22 protein-coding genes are annotated in these 24,001 nt (G+C 33.1%); 7 read left to right on the top strand and 15 right to left on the bottom strand.

Translation table 11 applies throughout. The features are described 5' to 3' along the window. The first annotated feature begins 17 nt into the window (after nucleotides 1-17). On the top strand, nucleotides 18-1,085 hold the full coding sequence (locus J3R86_RS11335) for an acyltransferase family protein (RefSeq protein WP_207517386.1): 1,068 nt from the start codon (nucleotides 18-20) through the stop codon (nucleotides 1,083-1,085). A gap of 193 nt (nucleotides 1,086-1,278) precedes the next feature. On the opposite strand, the gene J3R86_RS11340 is transcribed toward J3R86_RS11335, so the two are convergent. Then, the gene (locus J3R86_RS11340; protein ID WP_207517387.1) at nucleotides 1,279-1,845 is read right to left on the bottom strand and encodes a sugar O-acetyltransferase; all 567 of its coding nucleotides are present in this window, start codon (nucleotides 1,843-1,845) and stop codon (nucleotides 1,279-1,281) included. 288 nt (nucleotides 1,846-2,133) lie between these two features. Between J3R86_RS11340 and J3R86_RS11345 the strand changes: the two genes are divergently transcribed. From J3R86_RS11345 to copZ, 3 genes are all read left to right on the top strand, one after another. Next, nucleotides 2,134-2,325 (top strand): hypothetical protein, encoded by a 192-nt coding sequence (locus J3R86_RS11345; RefSeq protein ID WP_002464173.1) that lies wholly within the window; start codon nucleotides 2,134-2,136, stop codon nucleotides 2,323-2,325. 408 nt (nucleotides 2,326-2,733) lie between these two features. Continuing rightward, entirely contained in the window at nucleotides 2,734-5,124 is a 2,391-nt protein-coding gene (locus J3R86_RS11350; protein WP_207517388.1) for a heavy metal translocating P-type ATPase, read from the top strand. Nucleotides 5,125-5,453: 329 nt separating this feature from the next. Further along, nucleotides 5,454-5,660, top strand: coding sequence for a copper chaperone CopZ (gene copZ, locus J3R86_RS11355; protein ID WP_207517389.1), 207 nt, complete (start codon nucleotides 5,454-5,456; stop codon nucleotides 5,658-5,660). Nucleotides 5,661-5,759: 99 nt separating this feature from the next. Here copZ and J3R86_RS11360 read toward each other — a convergent pair whose 3' ends face one another. From J3R86_RS11360 to J3R86_RS11410, 11 genes are all read right to left on the bottom strand, one after another. Beyond that, nucleotides 5,760-6,758, bottom strand: a complete 999-nt coding sequence (locus J3R86_RS11360) for a D-lactate dehydrogenase (protein WP_207517390.1) — start codon at nucleotides 6,756-6,758, stop codon at nucleotides 5,760-5,762. Nucleotides 6,759-6,779: 21 nt separating this feature from the next. Then, nucleotides 6,780-7,937: an aminotransferase class I/II-fold pyridoxal phosphate-dependent enzyme gene (locus J3R86_RS11365; protein WP_207518557.1), complete on the bottom strand. Its 1,158-nt coding sequence runs from the start codon at nucleotides 7,935-7,937 to the stop codon at nucleotides 6,780-6,782. A gap of 313 nt (nucleotides 7,938-8,250) precedes the next feature. Next, entirely contained in the window at nucleotides 8,251-9,756 is a 1,506-nt protein-coding gene (locus J3R86_RS11370; RefSeq protein ID WP_207517391.1) for a phytoene desaturase family protein, read from the bottom strand. A 14-nt stretch (nucleotides 9,757-9,770) separates the two neighbouring features. Continuing rightward, nucleotides 9,771-10,631, bottom strand: coding sequence for a phytoene/squalene synthase family protein (locus J3R86_RS11375; RefSeq protein ID WP_207517392.1), 861 nt, complete (start codon nucleotides 10,629-10,631; stop codon nucleotides 9,771-9,773). Between the two features lie 28 nt (nucleotides 10,632-10,659). After that, complete coding sequence (locus tag J3R86_RS11380; RefSeq protein WP_207517393.1) at nucleotides 10,660-11,775, bottom strand: glycosyltransferase family 2 protein; 1,116 nt, start codon at nucleotides 11,773-11,775, stop codon at nucleotides 10,660-10,662. Nucleotides 11,776-11,780: 5 nt separating this feature from the next. Continuing rightward, nucleotides 11,781-13,271, bottom strand: a complete 1,491-nt coding sequence (locus tag J3R86_RS11385) for a phytoene desaturase family protein (protein WP_207517394.1) — start codon at nucleotides 13,269-13,271, stop codon at nucleotides 11,781-11,783. A gap of 2 nt (nucleotides 13,272-13,273) precedes the next feature. Continuing rightward, on the bottom strand, nucleotides 13,274-13,762 hold the full coding sequence (locus tag J3R86_RS11390) for a glycosyl-4,4'-diaponeurosporenoate acyltransferase CrtO family protein (protein WP_207517395.1): 489 nt from the start codon (nucleotides 13,760-13,762) through the stop codon (nucleotides 13,274-13,276). 325 nt (nucleotides 13,763-14,087) lie between these two features. Next, nucleotides 14,088-14,936 carry a CHAP domain-containing protein gene (locus J3R86_RS11395; RefSeq protein WP_207517396.1) on the bottom strand — a complete coding sequence of 283 codons (849 nt, stop codon included), beginning with the start codon at nucleotides 14,934-14,936 and terminating at the stop codon, nucleotides 14,088-14,090. 363 nt (nucleotides 14,937-15,299) lie between these two features. Continuing rightward, complete coding sequence (locus tag J3R86_RS11400) at nucleotides 15,300-17,117, bottom strand: acyltransferase family protein (RefSeq protein WP_207517397.1); 1,818 nt, start codon at nucleotides 17,115-17,117, stop codon at nucleotides 15,300-15,302. A 279-nt stretch (nucleotides 17,118-17,396) separates the two neighbouring features. Further along, nucleotides 17,397-18,152 (bottom strand): transglycosylase SLT domain-containing protein, encoded by a 756-nt coding sequence (locus J3R86_RS11405; RefSeq protein WP_207517398.1) that lies wholly within the window; start codon nucleotides 18,150-18,152, stop codon nucleotides 17,397-17,399. Nucleotides 18,153-18,754: 602 nt separating this feature from the next. After that, complete coding sequence (locus J3R86_RS11410) at nucleotides 18,755-19,810, bottom strand: PTS sugar transporter subunit IIC (RefSeq protein WP_207517399.1); 1,056 nt, start codon at nucleotides 19,808-19,810, stop codon at nucleotides 18,755-18,757. Nucleotides 19,811-20,277: 467 nt separating this feature from the next. On the opposite strand from J3R86_RS11410, the gene J3R86_RS11415 reads away from it, so the two are divergent. From J3R86_RS11415 to J3R86_RS11425, 3 genes are all read left to right on the top strand, one after another. Next, nucleotides 20,278-20,847 carry a TetR/AcrR family transcriptional regulator gene (locus J3R86_RS11415; protein WP_207517400.1) on the top strand — a complete coding sequence of 190 codons (570 nt, stop codon included), beginning with the start codon at nucleotides 20,278-20,280 and terminating at the stop codon, nucleotides 20,845-20,847. Between the two features lie 258 nt (nucleotides 20,848-21,105). Further along, nucleotides 21,106-22,047, top strand: a complete 942-nt coding sequence (locus J3R86_RS11420) for an LLM class oxidoreductase (protein ID WP_207517401.1) — start codon at nucleotides 21,106-21,108, stop codon at nucleotides 22,045-22,047. A gap of 14 nt (nucleotides 22,048-22,061) precedes the next feature. After that, nucleotides 22,062-22,292 (top strand): DUF896 domain-containing protein, encoded by a 231-nt coding sequence (locus J3R86_RS11425; RefSeq protein WP_207517402.1) that lies wholly within the window; start codon nucleotides 22,062-22,064, stop codon nucleotides 22,290-22,292. A gap of 79 nt (nucleotides 22,293-22,371) precedes the next feature. On the opposite strand, the gene J3R86_RS11430 is transcribed toward J3R86_RS11425, so the two are convergent. The 3 genes from J3R86_RS11430 to J3R86_RS11440 are packed head-to-tail and all read right to left on the bottom strand — an operon-like array spanning nucleotide 22,372 to nucleotide 23,895. Then, nucleotides 22,372-22,749: a VOC family protein gene (locus J3R86_RS11430; RefSeq protein WP_207518558.1), complete on the bottom strand. Its 378-nt coding sequence runs from the start codon at nucleotides 22,747-22,749 to the stop codon at nucleotides 22,372-22,374. Between the two features lie 14 nt (nucleotides 22,750-22,763). Then, nucleotides 22,764-23,579, bottom strand: coding sequence for an NmrA/HSCARG family protein (locus tag J3R86_RS11435; RefSeq protein ID WP_207517403.1), 816 nt, complete (start codon nucleotides 23,577-23,579; stop codon nucleotides 22,764-22,766). Nucleotides 23,580-23,595: 16 nt separating this feature from the next. Beyond that, nucleotides 23,596-23,895, bottom strand: coding sequence for a DUF2316 family protein (locus J3R86_RS11440; protein WP_207517404.1), 300 nt, complete (start codon nucleotides 23,893-23,895; stop codon nucleotides 23,596-23,598). Between the last annotated feature and the right edge of the window lie 106 nt (nucleotides 23,896-24,001).

The raw sequence follows: 24,001 nt of genomic DNA on the forward strand, positions 1-24,001 counted from the left end.
TAAGGGAGGGTGGTTATTTGAAAGTTTATACGGGTGTTATATTTTGGATGCGTGCCATTGCTTGTTTAAGTATTGTCATCATCCATTCTATAACTACAACATTTAGTAAAATGCATCACGTTAATTTTGGTGTACCTATAAGGCTTTTTGAATTAACACTGATGTTTAGTACACCATTGTTTGTCTTTATTTCTGAGTTTTTACTAGCTAAAAATTATGGATCGAAAATTAAAGAAGGTTTTTTCAAAAGTAGATTACTATATTTAGGTATACCTTATGTCATTATTAATTTAGCGTTATCTTTCTTTTATCACAGACCTAATAGTTTTACACAATATTTAGAATATGTCTTTCAAACAATGTTTCACGGTGGTGCAGTAACTTATTTCATCATCATTATTTTTCAATTTTATATTTTACATTGGTTATTCGCTAAATATTTATATGGCTTACATCCGATTAAGATCATTACTTATTCTATTATTATTACTTCATTATATTGGGCGATTAGAACTTTTATTCCTGTACCAAGTAATCCTATTTTAGCAGCAATTTGGGGAAGAGAAGGTTGGATGATATTTGTTGGTTGGTTAAGTTATTTCTTATTAGGATTTTATATTGGTATATACTATGAGGCATTCATGAATAAAATTAAAAATTATACTTGGCACATCATTATTGGCTTATTATTATCTATTTTATTTTTATTCACAAATTATCTCTTACATATTTCAGATTGGGTTGAATCCAAACGTTACGATATGCCTTTTTACGTAACTATGGTTATACTCATGTTTTTCTTATTATCATCTTATTTTAAATATGTTCCAAAATTCATTATTTTTATAAGCAATTATTCTTTTTGTATTTATTTAGTTCATTTCTTTTTTGTACATCGTATTGGATTGTTAAGTCAACATCCTATCAAAAATATTATTTTTAATACTATCATTACATTAGTCTTATCAATATGTCTTAGTTATATTCTTAATTTATTTAAATTCGGCAAATTTGTAGTAGGTAGTATAGGGAAAATTAAGTACGAAGATGTTTACAAAAGTTATCTAAATAAACAAATAGATTAAAGCTTAATACAGTTATTTAACATTGAACAAATAAGAAGTGCGACAGAAAGCATTGTACTGTCAAAATTAAGCATTTGGCAGTAACTGTCTGGTTTTCAAAATGTTGATAAATCAACATTTTAAGAACCTAGTCAGTCTTGCCGGAGTGAGATTGCAATATCAATTTCATTTCTGTCTCACTCCTTATTTTAAATTATGCTTCATTATCAATTTGCTTTATAACTCTACATGGATTTCCTACTGCTAGACTATTTGGTGGGATATCTTTAGTTACAACGCTACTTGCTCCAATCACACTACCTTGTCCTATGGTTACACCTGGCATAACTGCAACGTGTCCACCAAACCACGTATTACTACCAATGACGATTGGCTCTGCTAACTCTAATCCTTCATTACGTCTTTTAAAATCTAATGGGTGTGTCGCAGTATAAAACCCACAATTCGGCCCAATAAATACATTATCACCAATTGTAATACTGCCACCATCCATAAAATAACAATTCGTATTCACAAATACATTTTTACCTAAAGTGACATTCCAACCATAATCAGTATCAAATGGTATCGCAATATCTACATTGTTAGTTTTACTTTGGAACAACTCATCAATCAATTGTTTTCTTTGTTCATTATTACTTGGTCGTGTATGGTTCAAGTCAAAACAGAGTTCTTTTGCTCGCTGTCTGTCTGCTATTAATTCTTGATCAAAGTTGGCATCATACCACTGATGGGCTAACATTTTTTCTTTCTCTGACATCCCAGTTCCTCATTTCTATAATTTAAAATCCTTCAATAGCAATCTTTATTTCATTGTTATAACAACTCACTTAGACGCTTTACTTTATTGTATCAATTACTTACTGTCTATAAGTGTAATTTCTATTATTTAGTTAAACAAATCATCATATACCTTTCAACTTACTATACATAAAATTAGTATTTATCGTACTTAAGTTGTATTTATTTTCAATACTCTGGACGCATGTTTTATCAATGGCAAACCGTTACAATATATACAAGAGAAAAATAAAGGAGTTTGATAGCGATGAAAATGTTAGCAAGAGGTGCCGTAGCTATCTTAATTATTTTAGGATTAGCAAAAACAATCCAAGATTACGATGTTATTAACGAGTTAGATCAGCATTTGAGTGACAGTAATATCTCGAATACAGTCAACCAATTCAATAACTTTAAAGATTTACATGACTCGAAATTCAACCCATCTGATTTCTTTTAAGTCACCTTAGAAAAGCAAATCCAGAAGTCATTTTATGCCTTAACGTTTATTCATACATCCTTTAATAATACTCAAGACTTCTTTTATCATAGATTAATACAGAGTTTGTAGCATGATTAGGTTACAAGCTCTGTTTTTTTGGTTCTTTGTTTTTTAGGACTGATAAATAAAAATTTTATAGTTTAAAATATAAATTATTTTGAAGCCGAGACTCCTGAGGGAGCAGTGCTAGTCGAAGACTACAGGCTGAGACAGCACCCTAGGAACGCGAGGCTTAAAAAATAATTATGCATCAGTCCAATTTGGTAGAGAACCTGTTTTTTGTTGTTAATGTGTTGATAATCTTGAATTGTATACCTATAAGGGGTATATTAGACATGTGAACAATAAGGAACGGAGGCTTTAATGTTGGCTAATCATAATAAAATAACATTAGGTATCACTGGTATGACGTGTGCCGCTTGCTCCAATCGTATCGAAAAGGTACTAAATAAAATGGACGGTGTCGATGCACAAGTTAATTTAACTACTGAAAAAGCAACGATTGATTATGACACTACACAATATCAAGTTAAAGATTTTATTAATAAAATTGATAAATTAGGTTATGGTGTAGCTACAGATACTGTCGAGTTAGATATAACAGGAATGACGTGTGCTGCTTGCTCTAACCGTATCGAAAAGGTCTTAAACAAAACAAGTGGTGTTAAAGATGCAACGGTAAATTTAACAACAGAACAAGCTAACGTTAATTTTTATCCCGAAGAAACTAATACAGATGCTATTATTCAGCGTATTCAAAAGCTCGGTTATAATGCCAGTGTGAAAGCAGATAATCAACATCAAGAATCACGAAAAGAACGTGAACTTAAACATAAATTATTTAAACTAATTATTTCTACACTACTATCTTTACCATTACTCATGTTAATGTTTGTACATTTATTTAATATGTCTATTCCAACACTGTTTATGAATCCGTGGTTTCAATTTGTCCTTGCAACCCCGGTACAATTCATTATCGGTTGGCAATTTTATGTTGGTGCCTATAAAAACTTGAGCAATGGTGCTGCCAATATGGATGTCCTTGTCGCTGTTGGTACAAGCGCTGCTTATTTCTATAGTATTTATGAAATGGTACGCTGGTTAAGTGGCACAACAACAGACCCTCATCTATATTTTGAAACGAGTGCAGTGTTAATCACTTTAATTTTATTTGGTAAATATTTAGAAGCTCGTGCCAAAACACAAACGACGAACGCGCTTGGCGAATTATTAAGTTTACAAGCTAAAGAAGCTCGTGTTATAAGAGATGATCAAGAAATCATGATACCATTAAATGAAGTAAACGTTCATGATACACTCATCGTCAAACCTGGAGAGAAAATCCCTGTTGATGGCACAATTACTAAAGGTATGACCTCCATTGATGAATCGATGTTGACTGGCGAATCTATCCCTGTAGAAAAAAATATTGGTGATAGTGTCATCGGAGCCACTATGAATAAAAATGGTACTATTACCATGTTAGCTACTAAAGTTGGAGAAGATACTGCCTTATCTAACATCATCAAAGTAGTAGAACAAGCCCAAAGTTCTAAAGCGCCCATTCAGCGTTTAGCTGATATTATTTCCGGTTACTTTGTACCCATTGTTGTAGGTATTGCCCTACTGACGTTCATTATTTGGATTACACTTGTAAGACCTGGTGATTTTGAACCCGCTTTAGTTGCAGGTATTTCTGTCTTAGTTATTGCTTGCCCTTGCGCACTAGGATTAGCAACACCTACTTCTATTATGGTTGGTACAGGACGTGCTGCTGAAAATGGTATCCTTTTCAAAGGTGGCGAATTTGTAGAACGTGCACATCAAATTGATACAATTGTCTTAGATAAAACTGGTACAATTACCAATGGACAGCCTATTGTAACTAACTTTACAGGTGATGATGATGCACTAAAATTACTAGCAAGTGCTGAAAAAGATTCAGAGCACCCTTTAGCCGACGCAATCGTTAACTACGCTAAAGGTCAGTCACTACCTTTAATTGAAACATCATCATTTAATGCGATTCCTGGTCATGGTATAGAAGCAACCATTGACAGTCAGCATATCTTAATAGGTAACCGCAAATTAATGTCTAAATATGACATCACTTTACCTGAACAGGCAACTAGTGACCTATTAACATTTGAGAAAGATGGTAAAACTGCAATGTTAATTGCCATCAATCATCAATTTAATAGTATTATTGCTGTTGCTGATACTGTCAAAGCCAATGCTAAAGAAGCCATTACCCAATTGCATCATATGGGTATTGAAGTAGCAATGTTAACAGGCGACAATAGCAATACTGCTAATGCAATTGCAAAACAAGTAGGTATCGATACAGTTATTGCTGATATTTTACCTGAACAAAAATCTGAACAGGTCGCTAAATTGCAACAACAAGGTAAACATGTTGCAATGGTAGGTGATGGTGTCAATGATGCTCCAGCTTTAGTTAAAGCAGATATTGGTATCGCCATAGGTACAGGTACTGAAGTTGCGATAGAAGCAGCTGATATTACCATATTAGGTGGAGACTTACTCCTTATACCAAGAGCTATTAATATCAGTAAAGCAACTATTAGAAATATACGTCAAAACTTATTTTGGGCCTTCGGATATAACATCGCTGGTATCCCAATTGCAGCGATGGGCTTACTTGCACCTTGGGTTGCAGGTGCAGCAATGGCACTTAGCTCTGTCAGTGTGATCACTAATGCGTTAAGATTGAAGAAAACAAAGCTAAGATAATGTAATGGGAGTAGGATAGGGAGTGGGACAGAAATAAATTTTACATAAAATTTATTTCGTAGATGCCCGTCTTGCACATTTAGAACTAGTTAGATTTACAATCTTTACTGGTTCTTGCCCAACTTGCATTGTCCGTAGAATTTCTTGATGAAATTCTCTTTGTTGGGTCCCTATGCAGTTGCACTAATAGTGTCAACTGTAATCCTTGTTAAATTTTTCTCTGTTGGGTCCCTATGCCCAACATATTAACTATAGAAGACTTGTTGTCTGAGACTCATTACTTGAATAGCTCTTGTAATAAACACATTATAAACTAGGAGGTGAAAAAAATGGCTCAAGATATTTTAAAAGTAGAAGGTATGAGTTGTGCTCATTGTAAAAGCGCTGTTGAATCAGCTTTAACTGAGCTTAACGGTGTGGATTCAGCACAAGTTAACCTAGAACAAGGTAATGTTGAAGTTCAATATGATGATAGTCAAGTATCAACAACACAAATGAAAGATGCAATTGAAGATCAAGGTTATGACGTTGTTTAATCATCAATGTTAATCAAATTGCTATTCATTAAAAAATAAAGGCATTTCATGTACCCAATCATTTAATAATAATGAACGGAATACATGAAATGCCTTTATTTAATTGACTCGTAATGCAGTATCACCAGTGTTCAATACATCAAGTGTTGCATCTAACGCATCAACAATTAAATTTTCCACAGCTGCTTCAGTATAAAATGCAATATGTGGTGTCAAAATAATGTCTTGTCTATCAATTAATGTTTGCAATAAATCATCGTTTAATGCGTGGTTACGCTGATCACTAGGGAACAAACCACGTTCGAATTCATAAGTGTCTAATGCTGCACCTTTAATTATGCCTTCATCTAATGATGATAGTAATGCTTCAGTATTAACTAACGAACCACGTGCGCAATTAACAAATATTGCCCCTTTTTTAAACTGCGCAAAGATATGGTCATCGAATAAATAATAATTATATTTTGTTGCTGGAACATGCAAAGTCACAATATCCGCTTCTCTAACAGCTTCCTCTAAAGATGCTTTATAATCAACAAATTGTGCAACATGTTCATTGGGGAATGGATCGTAAGCAACGACTTCACTTTGATATCCTTCAGCAAATATTCTAGCTACCACACTACCAATTCTTCCTGTACCAATCACTGCTACTTTTAAATCTTTAATCGATTGAGATAGAATAGATGGTTCCCATCTAAAGTCATGCGCTATTACTTTTTGTTGAATATCATTAAAATTTCTCACCATATTAATTGCTTGAGTTACTGCAAATTCAGCAATTGAGCTTGGTGAATATGAAGGTACATTAGATACGATTAACTGATATTTGTTTGCTAAATCAAGATCATAGGTATCAAATCCCGCACTACGTTGTGCAATTTGTTTGATTCCAAATTGTTGTAGTTTGCTGTACATGTTTTCAGTTAATGGTAGCTGCTGAGACAGTGATAAACCATCAAAACCTGCCACTGTATCTATATTATCTTCGGTCAAAGGTTCTGTAGTTAACTCAACTACTACGTGATGTTCCTTTGCCCATTTATCAATATATTGTCTGTCTTCATCACGTACACTCATAATTTTAATTTTTGTCATTCTCTTCATCCCCTTAAATTGCTATTTCTGGTATAAATATGCAATGTCGCTTAATCGTTGTGCTGCTTCTGATAGTTGTTCTTCATCTAAAGCTAATGAAATTCTGACATAGTGTTTACCATTGTTCCCAAAAGGTATTCCTGGTGCAACTAAAATGGATTTCTCTGTTACTAAAAATTGTTCGAAACGCTCACTATCAAAGCCAGGTGGTGTTTGCAACCACGAATAAATGCCACCTTTAGAATGCACATATGGTAGTCCAGCTTGTGCTAATTGAGCTTCAAAATAATTCCTGCGTTGTCTAAATGCTTCACTTTGTTGTATTAAAAAGTCATCATAATGATTTAAAGCATAAGTTGCTGCATCTTGGAGTGCGCCAAACATCCCTGCATTCGTATGTGTCTGATATTTTTTCAATGCTTGAATTATGTCCTTATTCCCTACTGCAAAGCCTACTCGAAAACCTGACATATTATATCCTTTAGATAATGAATAGATTTCAATCGCCACATCTTTACCATGCTTTGATGCTAAGATACTTGGATTTTTAGCATCGAAACCAAAGGCACCGTATGCAAAGTCATGAACAATTTTAGTGTTGGTACCATAAATATTATTAATTGCTTCATCAAACACATGCTGTGTGGCTGTAGACCCGGTTGGATTATTCGGATATGTTAAATAAATTAATTTGGTCTTTAGTAACGTCTCTCTATTCACTGTCGACCAGTCAGGTAAATAATGTGGTGGTTCTAAATTTAAAGGTATAGGCTTGGCACCTGCTAATAAGACCCCCGCTAAGTAATCTGTATATCCAGGATCTGGTAACATGACATAGTCTCCTGGATTAACAATACATGTTGGTAAAGCTACTAACCCATTTTTTGTACCATATAAAATGCAAACTTCATCGTCTTTATCTAAAGTTACATTATATTGACGTTGATAAAAGTCTACTATCGCTTGTTTGAAACTCTCTTTTCCATGGAACGCTCCATATTTTTGGTTTTCAGGAAGTTGTAACGCTTGTGTAAAATGGTCAATAATACCTTGTGGTGTTTGACCATCTGGTATACCAACAGCCATATTAATTAATGGTAGTGGCCCATGTTCAATTTGACGTCCCATCGTTTTACCAAAATAACTTTCCGGGATATCGGCAAGTTTCTTAGAAATCATCATAAGTCCCCTCCTTTGATATTGCATCATTACGATTAATGATAAATTAAATCAAATCAATCTATTTATTTAGCTTTCTCTTCAGTAAATTAATTATTATTGTATGTATCCCTAGTAATATTGTCAATATTCACAATATTCTAACATCAAAATGTGACTCGAATTATTTATTACCTTAATACACCTCTAACAGACAACAATCCCTAGCGTCATATCGACAATAGGGATTGCAAGCAATGTTATTCAATATTATTCTCTGCACGTTCGTACTAAGATCTCATTTATGTCATTACCATAACGCTTATACTTAAAACTAAATACCACTATTAATATCTTTAACCATTTCATCGACTGTTATTTTAGCACTTGTTAATACAATGGGAACACCAGCACCTGGATGGGTACTAGCTCCCGCAAAATATAAATCTTTATAGTCTCTAGATACATTGGCTGGTCGATAATAATTACTCTGTGCTAATGTTGGCATCAAACCAAAAGCCGCACCAAATTTAGCATGATATGTTGTTACAAAGTCATTAGGTGTAAATATGGTTTCTGAAATAACATGTTCAGTAATATTCTCTAAAGCTTTAATCGTTGCTACTTTATGATAGATAATATCTTTTACTTGCTTAATAAGTTCTTCATTATTCCAATCTATAGTACCCGTTTTCAGTTCTGGTGTGGGCATTAATATATATAACCCTGTTTGACCTTGAGGTGCTAATGATGGATCTGCTACAGCTGGTACATAGACATAAATAGATGGGTCTTGTGACAAACGACCTCCAAAAATCTCTTCAATATTATTACGGAAATCCTCAGAGAAAATGACATTATGTAGTAAGACATCATTGGTTATATCGATATCAATACCTATATACATTAGAAAAGCAGAACATGAATAATCTAAACGTTCAATTTTTTGAGGTGGATATTTTTTAATCGGTGCATCATTAGGCATTAGATGTTCAGCGACATAAGGAAAATCAGCAGTACATAACACCTTATCGAAATGTTTAATGTCACCATTTACTTTGATGCCATCAGCCCGTTTAAATTTAGGATCTATGATGATTTGTTCAATATTCGCATTTAATTCAATATCAACACCGAGATCTTTATTAAGTTTAGCAAGTCCCTTAGCCATGCCATACATGCCACCTTTAATAAAATGGACACCAAACATCATCTCAATCATTGGAATAATAGAATATAATGATGGTCCACGCTTAGGATCTATACCAATATATAATGTTTGAAATGCTAATAACTTTTGAATCTTTTCATTATCAATATATTGTTCAATTAACTGATCTGCATGATTCAATGTTTTTAGTTTGGCACCTTGAATGAGTGACGTCATATTATAAAAGTCGCTAGGTTTACGATAGGTCTTTTCAAGAAAATACTTACGCGCAATTTCATATCTTTGATACACATCCGTTAAAAATGACATAAACCCGTGTGTTGATCCCGGTTCAATACTTTCAAGCATGTGCTGTAATTCTGCTAGGTCTGTAGGTACTGTGACACGGTCATCTCGATCAAAATAGACATCATATATATAACGTAACTGTTGTATATCAATATAATCTTCAGCTTTTTTACCACAATCTTCAAAGACTGCTTTGTATACTTCTGGCATCATGACAATCGTTGGCCCCATATCAAAAGTAAAGCCATCTTTCTTCAATTGATTCATACGACCACCAACATGACCATTCTTTTCGAAAATGGTTACTTTGTTACCTTGTGCTGCCAAACGTGCTGCCGCCGCTAAACCTGTTACGCCTGCTCCAATTACTGCAATATTCATTATTTAACCACCTATTACTTTTTATATTTACGATTCACTTGTTGATATAACTGTGCCTTCTTACTTTTATCCACATAGACGCGTTCATGTAATGTATAATGTTGCAATCGAACTTCTTCAAGTATTTGTCGATAAAGTCTAGCTGCTAACTCTATAATAGGTTGTGCTTCTTTACTAAAGACATCTATATTTTTCATTACGTCTTGATAATCATTTTGTGCTAAACGTGCATAAGCTTCCCATAAATGAATATAATTTGCATTAACACCATCATTAAATTGACGCTCTATATCCACACTATATTGCTTTAAGCGTTGCTCACTAAAATATATGCGCCCATTTTCAAAGTCTTCTCCAACATCCCTTAAAATATTGATTAACTGTAATGCTTCACCTAATTGTCTCGCAATATCATACGTATGTTCAGTTGGATTATGACTCAAAATGGGTGTCAACACTTCTCCTACCGTTCCTGCAACCCCATAACAATATTCTAATAATGCATCATCCGTCTTAAATTGTGTAAAGTTTTGATCAGCGTATACTGTGTCTATCAAGTTATAAAAAGACTGATAATTGATTGGATAACGTTGTGCTACAGCTTGCAAAGCTAACATCATACGTCGATCACTCTGAAAATAATGATGTCCTTGTGGCTTCACTTCAATACTTTTGATATCATCTTTTATTTGATTTAAAAACTGAATATCCCCGTAAACATCAATGCTGTCATCTATTTTACGGCATACAGCATATATCGCCCATACAGCTTGACGCTGTGCTTTAGGCAGTAAATCAAAGGCATACGAAAAACTTTTTGAATATTTCTTCATAATTTTATGACAATACTCAAAATTTTTATCCATCATTGGCATATTTCGTCCCCCTTGTCTATTGGTATTGTTATATCTTGTATTGACGTCCTTTCCATTCAACAGCTGTAGATACATGCGTTTTCTTCCATGATAAAAGGAAAACTGCAACAAAAAATATAAATAACAGTGGATGGCACATCATTAATAACAATGAAAATTTACCTACTCTGTTATGTATTTTTATAAATTGATATGTGTAAATACTATACACAAATAACATCTTAGTGAGAGATACTTTTCTACTAACTACCCCTAAACATAATGCTGTGAATGACGTCATTGAACCAACTAGCCATATAACAATTGCTAACATTAATTTAGGATTGGTTTGACTAGCACCTGAAGAAAAGTGTTTCGTCCATCCTTGAAGTAACGATGAAAAGCCCTGCTGATACATCCGAAACTGAATGAAAGGCTTACCTTCGTATAAATTTACAGGTAAATGATGCTTAGCAAATGCATGTCCCAATGCAAACCCTTCAATAATTTGATGTTTAGCACATTGATGGCCATTGGTCATAACATAGTCTTGTTTATTTGTTACTGTCATAGGTCCAAACGCCTGATTGGATAGTTGTTTATCCGTTAACGATGAAAATTGATTCATTCCTACGACTGTTAATAAATTAAATATGGCGGATAAACTTTCGACATAGGTCTCAGTACGATGAAATGGTTGCACACTCAACAAACCACGTGACTGCTGTTGATGATATTGTTGTATGACTTGCTCTAAGCTGTCTTTATATGGCAAGTCCACATCTGCATCTATAAAAGTCAGTAATTCTGTTTGTGCATAATTCGCTCCTTGATAACAAGCACGTGATTTACCAAACCATTCTCCACTGCTATCTTCTTCTACTGAATAAACAGTTGCACCATAATGTTTAGCAATGTCTACTGTCTGATCTGTAGAACCGTCATCCATGACAATGATTTCATGAGGGTATGTCTGTTTCTGCAATGATTGGAGTAGCTTACCAATGCGCTCAGCTTCATCTCTAGCTGGGATAATAACAGTTAAAGACTTACTAAAATCTTTGACAAATGCTTTACTTATAACATGTCTTCTATTAAAAATGATTGAGCCGCAAGCGATTGATATCGTAGTTAAAAATGTTAGTATTCGACTAATCCGTTTCATCCACGTCACACCATCTCATTATTTTCAATTTGCATAATTTTATCCGCGACCTGTTGACCACTTAATGTAACCATTGGCATTCCTCCACCAGGATTAACTGAGCCACCAACAAAGTACAAATTGTCAAAATACTGGCTTTCTTTCGGAAATTTAAACCCTTTGTTTTTCTTTTTATCTGCTACAACACCATATATTGCTCCACGATTTGAACGATAGTGTGCTTCAATATCTTCAGGCAGCCACATATCCTCAAAGACAATATGTTGTCTTAAGTCTGTTAATCCCATTTTTTCCAATTTATATAACACTCTATCTCTAAGTTTCAAATAATCTTTTTTGTCAACTGGCTGATCTTGAATATAAGGAATATGAGGTAACACTTTAATATTTTCATAACCTACTGGCGCTTGTGTTGGATCAGTCTTATTAGTATTAACGAGATATATTGTTGGATCATCAGGCAAGACTTTATCATGAAATACCTGCTGATAATTATATTTTGAATCTTGGGAAAAGAAGAAATTATGATGTGCTAACTGTGGATAGTGACAATCAACACCTAAATGTAATACTAATCCTGAACTTGCAGGTTCAAACGTCATTTCTAATTTGTCTATAGCATGTTGATTAAGATGTAATAAGTATTTGTAAGTTGGAATGACTTCCATATTAGAAATAATATAATCCGCATCATATACTTTGCCGTTACTTAACCTCACGCCTGTCACACGTCGGTGATAAGTTTGAATATTATCAACACTCACACCCGTATGAATATCAACACCTTCTTCAAGTGCTAACTTTTCTAAAGCATTGGCTAAATGATGAAGGCCACCATCGACATACCATAAACCTTGTTGTTGTTGCATATGGAACAACATCGATAAGACGGCTGGTGCATCATAGGATGATGAACCTACATATTTAATAAAATAACCTAACATCTCTCTTAAATATGGATTACTGATGCGTTTATCAATCGCTTGTTGCATTGTATGAAAATAGTCATACTCTATTAGTGCATGTAATGGTCCATGATATTTAATAATCTCAGTCAAATTATCTAAACCTACATTAAAATAACCTTTTTCTGTCACTTGATGTATTTTACGACTATATTCTAGATAATCTGACAGTTCTCTTGCGTCTTGTTCAGTTAAATGATTATTATGCATTAATGTATTAGCAATACCTTCATACAAATCAATCACTTGTCCGTCAGGGAAGAAACTTCTCCATTGCAGAGGCATACGACGAATATCCACGTAATCTGACATACGTTTATGACTATAGGTGAAAAGTTGTTCAAAAATATATGGCATTGTCAAAATTGAAGGTCCCAAGTCAAAACCAAAGCCATCTTTGTCCAAACGATTCACTTTACCACCTATATGTTTATTTTGTTCAAATAATTTAACATCAAAACCATTTTGTGCCATGCGAATTGCAGCGGAAATACCACCTAATCCACCACCAATAACAATCACTTTTTTCATTTTTAGTCACCCCTCAATGTTCTCAAACGTAATAAACGTCTTAATCTTGGACGATTATATCGCTGTACTACAATAATCGGTATGTTAACAATTAACACATACAGTACATTAATTATTTTCAAATATTTAGGTGCATAAACAAAAATAACTACAGGTAGTATAGATAGCCAATGTATGAGTTCCGCACGCTCTGTTTCTATAATCATGGTCTCTATAGTATTCGAATCGTACGCTGTTAAATGCTTCTTATTATATATTTTAGAATTAATTTTTTGACCTTCTGGAATCATTTTCTTCCATAGATGCACTTTGAAACGTCCTTGCCAAAACTTTCCTTGCTGTTCAAACTTAAAACTGCTAAACCAATTGTGATGTTTAACAAAAAAGTGACGTGGTATATAAGTTCCAACATTAGCAATAATGAGTTGTACTGAAGACCAATAAATACTATGTAAAACTATTAACTTAATTAATTTGATTGATTTTGTCATTAGTTCAAACAACTTTCTAATATTTAGTTAAATCGTATAACTTTATAATTAATTCCCTAATTAACAGTTATTCAAACCGTCGCTAGCATGATTAGAAGATATTAAAAAAGGTTCTCTAACAAATCGGACTGATACATAATTAATTTTTATTTAAAATTATTCGCTTTTTAGGTTCTTTAATAAATTCGATTCAAAATTTGTACATCAACCGAATTTGACAATGAGCCGCTTTTTATCAGTCCTGAAAAATAGAGAACATTAAAAAACGCCAACATCCTCTGTGAAAAGAGAACATTGACGTTGTCATCATATTATCGATTTCGAATTAGTGAATGTAATTATATGAACCAGCTTGGCTAGCTGAGATAGTACGTGATGTTATAACTCCAGCACCATGACCATAGTTCATTTCTGATACTTTTACTGAACCATTACTATTAACGCTTTCAACATATGCTACGTGACCATACGTACCTTGAGAAGTTTGCATGATTGCACCAGCTTTTGGCGTATTATTTACTGTATAACCAGATCTAGCTGCAGCGTTTGCCCAGTTATTAGCATTGCCCCAAGTAGAACCAATTTTACCACCAACACGGTCGAATACATAATATGTACATTGACCTGAAGTATAAAGGTTGTTAGCTGAGCCGTTACCAGTAGATACTGATTGACCATTTGATGATGGTGCAGAAGTTGATGTAACGTGAACGTTATTACTTGTTGCATTATAGCTTGCACCTAAACCACCAGTACGTTGACTGTTTGAAGATGCTTGATTATTGTATGAATAGTTATAATTGCTGTAATTATTGTAGTTGTTAGTGTTTTGTGAATAATTATTATAGTTGTTAGTGTTTTGTGAATAATTATTATAGTTGTTGTAGTTATTGTAATTATAGCTATAGTTATTATAATTATTGTAATTAGTATAACCATAGTTGTTATAGTAGTAGTTTGTGTTGTTTTGTTCTAATTGACTTGGATCGAAGTTACCAGTCCATTTATAATGATAATTCCCTTGTGCATCAATTGTATAAGTGTAGCTATATGATTGTGCATCATTTGGGTTATAACCTGCGTTATTTTGTTCTGCTGCATGTGCGTCATGTCCTGCAAATGCGATTGTAGCGAATCCTGCTGTTGCGATAGTAGCTGTAGCGATTTTTTTCATAAGTAAATATCCTCCTAATAATTTAAAACAGTTTATATTATCGAAAGTCTCTCAAGACTTTATAATGTTATATTTTATTTTTTCAATTTAATCAAACAACAAAACAATATATTCCGTTGTTTTTTCGACAAGACAAACTATAACAAAAAACAAAGCACTTGTGTGCCTTGTTATCGGATTGTAACTTGATTCTAATAATCACTTTGTCAGTGTAATGTTCATTATCTAAATATTCAAAAATTTTAAAAACGCCACACAGCAGACTTCAAAGTATTAAAAAACACCAAATCATTTAAAATAACTATGCTAATTACAAGAATAAAACTTGTGCATTGTAATATTTTAAATGTTTGGTGTGTAATATTATTTTGCTGTTTTTTCGTGTTCTTCTATCGTTTTGACGATTAAATTAGTTAATGCTTTCGCTCCTGAATATTCTAAATGAATACCATCGTATGCAAAATATTCTGGGTGTCCACCAGATGCTTTATACCAATCTACTAAATGTACGTTTGAACGTTTTTTAGCAGCATCATAAATCAATTTATTGATATTACTCTCATAATTTCTAGGTACCCTGATAGAAACTAAATAAACATCCGCTTTCCCAAAACTATCTAATAAATCATTCAATTGATCCTTTGTAAATTCTCCATTAGTACCTAATTCAACAATGACACTTTGTCCTTTTTTCGAATAGTCTTGATATTGAGACTTAATAATCGGGATAGCATCAACTAATTGACGACCTACTTTACCATCTATTTGTGCATTTGGCACTTTATCAGTAAAGACATCACCAATATCAACCATCACTGAATCCCCAATTAATAATGGAGACATTTTAGAAACGTCTACTTTGCCATTTTTAGTTGGTGTTTGATCTGATTTGGCAGGCGTTTTTTTAGTCACTTTCTTTTTGTTTGTTTTAAATTCTGTTTTCTTTTCTTTCTTTTGAGTTTCATGTTGCTTACCTAACGCATCAAATTGACCGCTTAATACGATTAATGATGGTACTAACAATACAATGACGAGTACAGTCCTGACAAATTTATTAAGGTTCTTAGGTTTAATTGTAAATGCTTTAAAGCCTTTTTTACGTATAGGTGTTTCAATAAAGCGATATGACAATTCAGCCATAGCAAATGTGAGTATAATTTCTAACAGATATACATAGACAGGAATTTGACCTTGTACATAATAACTGTTCATAAAGACAATAATTGGATAATGCCATAAATATAAACTATATGAACGTTTACCTATAAAGATAAATAACCTCATACTTAAAAATTTAGCAAAGATACTTGATGGATGCACTGCTGTAGCAATAATCACCAAGGTAAATCCTGAAATAAGATAGAATCCACCATTGTAAATCCATTGATCTTGATCGCCGACTATAAAGAACAATGTAAGTAAGGCTATAAAACCAATCGTTCCTACTATATCTAATGACACAATCGATTTCTTAGCTACATCCTTTCTCAAAGAGAATGGTGGCCAAACAAATGCTAGAATGCAACCTAGCAATAACGTTTGTAATCGAGTATCGGTACCAAAATACACACGTGAGTTATCACCAGTCAGTAAATGAATGACAATCATCAATACTAATGAGATAACTGAAATAATAAATAAAGTTTGTATAATTTTTCTTGGCTTTAATTTATGTAATAATAACAATAATATAGGCGGGAAAAAGACATAAAATTGTTCTTCAATTGCTAAGGACCATAAGTGTTTTAGTGGTTCAATAGCAAATTGATTGAAATAGTCTACATTTTGAGCAATGTACCACCAGTTAGATACATAAAAGATCGCTGCAATAGCATCTTTTTTCATTTGTATAATGAGCTCAGGTTTAAATAATAATGTAAACATAAGTACTACACTAATTAAGAATAGCACTGCTGGAATTAAGCGTTTTAGTCGTCTCTTCCAAAACTCTATTAAATTAATCGTTCCTGTTCGATAATATTCACTAAGTAATAAACTTGTTATTAGGTAACCAGATATAACAAAAAATGTATCTACACCTAAAAACCCTCCACTCAACCATTGTGCATTCAAATGATAGATAAGAATTCCAATAACTGCAAAGGCTCTCAAACCATCTAAACCTGGTAAGTATCGAGGAGCATATATTTTTTCTAAACGTTTAAAGTCTTTTGTATCCATATATGAACGCTCCATTTACTATTTATCTAATCTGTAGCATATCATAATATTTTAAAAATTAACATATATGTTTTAGATTCATTAATTAAATTAACCAATGTTCATTATTTTTCTAATTTTCAAATAATATAGTAGACAACTGTTTATTCGTTAAGTTTAACTAGATGACAGTTATCTATACACATCCGTACAATATTGTGAATTAAAATTAAACTAAAAAAGCCCTTCCCAATGTTCTTTGGAAAGGACTTTGTCTTGCTAATTAATATGATAGTGGAATTACATTCCCCAAGCACTTAAACCTTGTGCGTTGTATGCTTTAACTGCTGCATTGATTTGTTGATCAACTGTGTTAGTTGCTCCCCAACCTGGCATAGTTTGGAATAAACCTGAAGCACCTGATGGGTTGTAAGCATTTACTTGACCATTTGATTCACGAGCTATGATTGCTTCCCAAGTTGATGCTGGAACACCCGTACGTTGAGCCATGATTTGAGCTGCTGATGAACCAGTTGCTCCTGCAGTGTTACCGTTACTTAATCTAACTGAACTTGATGAAGTTGAAGCAGTTGATGTAGAAACGTTGCTTGATGTTGCTGAAGCAGTGCTTGTTGTGTAGTTAGCTGATGGAGCTGAAACTGTTTCAACGTTAGCATTGCTTGATTGAGCATTGTTACTTACTGCTTGAGTAGTTGTAGCTTCTTGATTGTATGAAGCTGAGTAGTCAGTAGTACCTTGAACTGCTGTAGTTGCGAAGCTTGTAGTTTGACCATTAGCTACATCATAACTCCAAGACCAAGTATGACCGTCTGAAGTAAAGTTATATTGGAATCCGCCTTGTACGAAATGGATATCATATGCACCATCTTGGATTGGAGCTGCATTTAATTGTTCTGGGTGGTTATGTGCTAAGTCTACTAAGTGTGCTTGGTCAACATTAGTTTCCGCTGCATGTGCTTGATGACCTGAAGTTGCTGCATAACCTGTTACGCCTAATGCTACTGCTAATGATGATGCGATAATTGTCTTTTTCATAATAATAAATCCTCCAATAATAATTGTATCTTTTATGTTTGATTGTTATTTTTAATGTTAATTTGTCGTAGTGCTTTAATTAAAATGTGCTCTTATTTCTTTCAACGGTATTCACTATATCATAAAATAAGTCTTTGTAAATTACGCTTGGTTTACAAAACATTACAATATCACAGTCATTTTGTAATGTTGAAATACAATTGTTTTATATCGTAACATGCAAATATTACACCTAAATAGCTTTATTTTCTTTAAAAAGGTTGTCATTTCATAATAAAATAACTATATACCACTCAACTTTTACAACTATGTAATATTACAGATTGTGTTTTTGTTACATCAATGTAATAGTTCTGACTTTTAGCATTATCGATTTTTGTTGTTATTTTTATATTAAATACGCAAAAAACAGCAATCTAGATATTTTAGACTGCTGTTTTATTGAAAACAATTTATTAAAGAGGTATAACTACCATCATTTATCAAAAGATTTATTTAATATCATCCCACTTTGGCAAGGTTAATTAAATTTGTAATTAAAGATAAAACACTTTTTCAAGTTATTACTAATATCACTCTTACTTTTTAAAGTTATTTTTAAATTAGCCCATAAATTTAAAGATATCATTGGTATAAAGTCGGCAAATTTTACGGTAAACAATATCTGCTATGAAGGCAGTAGCAAATGGTACTACAAAAAATGCAATAACGATGAGTAATAAACTTAACCATGCAGAATCAACATGCATAAATTTAAATGCATTGATTGGCCCTACCATACCTATGAAACCAAACCCTGCAGATTCTTTCGTTCCATAAATACCTATTAGTGCTGACATTAGTCCTGAAATAATGGCTGTGGTTAATATAGGTAGCATAATAATTGGATATTTCACCATATTAGGCATCATCATTTTTACGCCACCAAAAAATACTGATAATGGAACACCTAAACGATTCACTCTGCTCGTACCTATAATAAGTACCGCTTCAGTTGCTGCAATTCCTATAGAAGCTGATCCTGCTGCTAGTCCTGCGATACCAATAGCAATCGCTATGGCCACAGTAGACAACGGTGAAATAATAATAAAACTAAATACCATTGAAATTAAAATACTCATTAAAATAGGTTGTAGTTCTGTAAAACTATTAATCATATTACCTATGCCAGTAGTGATTAACCTTACATAAGGTAATATAAGAACACCTATTGTGGCAGATATTCCACCAACAACTGTTGGATAAATAATTAATGCCATACTACCAACACGATGCTGAATCAATAATATGATTAATACTGCAATTGCGGCAGTTATCATTGTGTTAATTAAATCCCCAATACCGGTAATGACCCAAACGCCATTTTTAAATTGTGCAGCACCACTCCCTACATATGCTGCACTAGCTACAACAGCAATCGCTAAAGGTGTCAAATCGAACTTCATTGCTATTAATGCACCAACTAATGCTGGTACTGTAAATTGAATGGCAACAACCACACCTAACAACGTTTTAAAAATTGGATAGTCATGCATAAAATATTTAAATATTTCTCCAAGAATTGCATTGGGAACCAATCCAGCAACAATCCCTATAGCTACACCTGATAACACTCTAAAAACAAAGTCTTTAGGTGTGATGGTTTTGATTGAAGTCATAAGTCATCCCTCCATGTCACTATTAAAAATCTAGTATGTATAAAAAAGAGCCTTAAGTTATTACACTACAAGCATAAATTCTAAGATGTGCATGCCGATGTTGTTATATTTAAGCTTGCAACATTATAAATAACCTAAGACTATGAGCAATAGTATACCACAAAATTCTGAATATTTAGATAATATTTCCAAAAATTTTGTGTCAACGAAATACATAATACTACTAATTATTGTTAATATATTTAATTGCTCTCTAGGGAGAAATGTTGAATTGCTAAAAATACAATATAATATAGAAGAAAGACGATTAATTTTCTGTGACATCATTCAATATTAATGACTGTCTAGCCTCTCCGCATTAGTTTAGTATGTTACGTTAGTCAGTCGTGCATTTATGTTGACTTTCCTTACTAAGCATTCGATAATTTAACTATTAATTAAATCAACATATGTTAGATAGGTGACAAATGATGGAAAGTGAAACAATTGATCCACGTATTATTAGAACAAAGCAATTACTTGTAGATGCCTTTCAAAAGGTTTCTCGACAAAAAAAGATGTCCCAAATCACTGTGAAAAATATTACAGATGAAGCAACTGTCAATCGTGCAACATTTTATGCTCATTTTACCGATAAAGACGATATTCTCGACTACACCTTATCTGTAACTATTCTTAAAGATCTTAATGATAATCTAACCATTTCAGAAGTTATTAATGAAGAGATATTACGTAATATCTTTATTTCAATTGCTAAATACATGATTGATGTACAACAATTTTGCAAACTAAACAGTGAAATCTTTTGCCATAAAGCACAACAACGTATTAATAATGAATTAGAAGATATCTTTGCTATTATGTTAGAAAACAGTTATCCACAACAACCACGAGACATTATTGTTAACAGTGCGAGCTTTCTAGCTGCTGGCATTGCCGGACTAGCACTTCATTACTTGCATACAAGTAAAGACACACCAGAAACTTTTATCAATCATAATTTATCGTTTTTAATTCATCACATTACACAATTATAGTTACTTAGTTAGTTTAAACTTATAAATAATCTAAACTGTGCAACTGATTCATAATTTATTGGAAGAAATTTCCCTTTCATATTATGAGTCAGTTGTTTTTTTATTTCTAAACAACATTTTGTTAATTTTGTTGCTTAGGCAACATGAGTTGTGAGCATGTTAGTTGGCAAACCGTCTTAAAGGTAGTATAGTATATCTAAACAACAAATGTTGTATAAATAACAAGCGTTGTTTAATACTTAAAAAGGAGGGATTGACGTGAGCGACATTGCCGAGCACGAGGGATTCAACAGAACATTTCATAACAATAAATTAACTTTAGGTTTATCTATACCATTCGATCAACAACATGAGGATTTGTCTTTCGAAACACAAGCACGTTTGGCACAACACGCTGAGTCATTAGGTTTCGCTAGTCTATTTGTACGTGATAACCCATTATATAGTCCACATTTAGGCCATATCACACCTAATTATGACCCATTTGTCTTTTTAAGTTACCTAAGTGCTTTTACAAATAACATAGCTTTAGGAACTGCAAGCATTGTTGCTACATTACGTCATCCGATCCACGTAGCAAAGGCTGCTGCTTCGTTAGATTTAATATCTCATGAACGTTTACTATTAGGTATGGCAACTGGAGATCGTTCTTTTGAATTCCCAGCATTTAACATTGATGACAAACAATTAACAACACACTATCAAACTGCTATTGCTTCAATGAGAGCATTATGGCAGGCGCATTCACCACATATTTCAAATTCTCTTTTAGAATTAACAGAAGATGCTGGTTTACAAGTATTACCCAAACATCATAATATCCCTATGTTTGCTACTGGCTATTCACGACAAGATATGTCATGGATTCAACAATATATGGATGGTTGGCTGTTTTATGCTCAACATTTTCAAGATCAAAAGAAATTAGCGACTGAATGGCATAATGGCACAGAACACTTCAAACCATTTATTAATGTATTGGCCATCGATTTATCAACTGATCCTAATGAACGCATTAAACCAATACCTAATGGTTATCGTTTAGGTCGTCACGCCTTATTACAAACATTAAAAGCATACGAATCAATTAATACAAATCATATTATTTTACGATTTGTAAATAACAATAGAACATTGGAAAACATGATGGATGAAGTCGGAACATATATTGTGCCGTCCTTCCAAACACATGATAAATAGGAGGAAATAATAATATGCAAATCTTAGATAGAATTAATGCACTAGCAAATAAAGAAAAAGTACAACCACTAACATCAGCTGAAAAACAAGAACAACATGACTTGAGACAAGACTACTTGAAAATGATCAGAGGACAAGTATTAACAACATTCTCTACTATGAAAGTTGTTGATCCACTTGGACAAGATGTTACACCAGATAAAGTTTACGATTTACGTGAACAATATGGTAATATCCAACATTAATTGATTATGACTTAATACAAAGGCTCGCAAAATGATGACAATAGTCATTTTTTGCGAGCCTTTTCTCATGTTATTTTTATTAACAAACCAAGAAATTATAATGATGTCCGTCTAAATCTTTAAACATCGCACCATAATAACCTTGACTTACCGTAGGTTCTTGCACAACAATGCCTCCAGCTTGCTTAACTTTAGCTACTAATTGATCTACTTCTTCGTTCGTCTTCACACCTAATGAAATCATCACTTCATTTGGCATAGTGTCAACATGTTGTTGACTAACATTTTCAAAGTGCTTATTTTCAATTAATATCACTGTTGTATCGCCGATAGCAATACCTAACATTTTATCCAACATGTCAGGATTCTTCTTAATTTCAAAACCAAGTTCACGATAAAATGCTTCGCTTTCATCAAGATTTGCTACGTGTAGATTAAACCACATTCCTTGAATCATCATCATTTCTCCTTTTAAAATCCAACTTTTTTAATCCATTGCGCTAAAGTAAGTCTATGAGGATTCATGTGAGACATCACTTCAAAATCAACCACATATCCTTTATCTTGCAACCAACTTCTTTCAGCGGTTCCACTGACAAACTCACCTTTAATATGTGTATCTTTACCTGTTACTTCACTAAAAGTATCAACGACTTCATTCAACGTTAATTCATCAGAAGCAATTTCAATCGCTTGATGATTATATTGTTCAGGGTGATTAAACACTGCTGCTGCGATCTTAGCAATATCAATAGAAGATATCATCGCAAATTTAACTTCGGGTGCTATAAATTCAGGTATCGTTATACTATTATTTTCTACTTTAATAATACGTAAGAAATTATCCATAAAAAATGATGGCTTAATTATAGTGTAATTTAATGAAGATTCACTAAGTATATTTTCTATTTGTGCTAAAGCCTCAAAATGTGGTCCCGTACGATCACGATTAACACCGCCAGCTGTACTATAGACGACATGTTGAATGTGTTGCTCTTGGGCTAAATCAATAATCATTTTACCTTGTCTTACTTCTTCTTCAACATTTTCTTTAACAATCGGTTGCACACTATAAAGACCATATTGTCCAATCATCGCTTGTTTTAAACTATCTTCATTACTTAAATCACCTTCAACAATTGTTAATTCAGGGTGATTAATCGTTGTTAATTTATCATTATGTTGATCTCGCGTTAATGCGTTAACATGCCAACCGTCAGTCAATAATTGTTTAACAACTGCATTCCCTTGTTTACCAGTTGCTCCAATAACTAGAATACTTCTCATACAATCCCTTCCCATCTTATCTTAAAAACCAATAATCTTCTTTATTTCCCTTTAAGTACGTATATTCTTCTGGTTGTTGTCCTTGTGCTTTAATATTGTCGTTGATAACGTCTCTGACATCCCAGACAAGATGAATAAAACGTTGCAGTTTATTACCGAAAATACCTTTTGGTGATTCCATTGCTAATACTTGTGCTACTTCAGCTGAAGAAATGTTTAATTGTTGTGCTATATCTTCAGTAGTTAATGTAGAATCACGAAAATGTGCTTGTAACTCATCCTTGGTAATACGAATTTGTTCTTTATTTAATGACATGTGCAATCACTTCTTTCTATTAATCAGTTCACTTCTATACTATGTCATATTAATTGATATCTGTTATAGCACGTTTTATAATAAACGGAGAGTTATCCGTTTGTCA

The organism is Staphylococcus simiae (assembly GCF_017357005.1).
Classification (GTDB): domain Bacteria; phylum Bacillota; class Bacilli; order Staphylococcales; family Staphylococcaceae; genus Staphylococcus; species Staphylococcus simiae_A.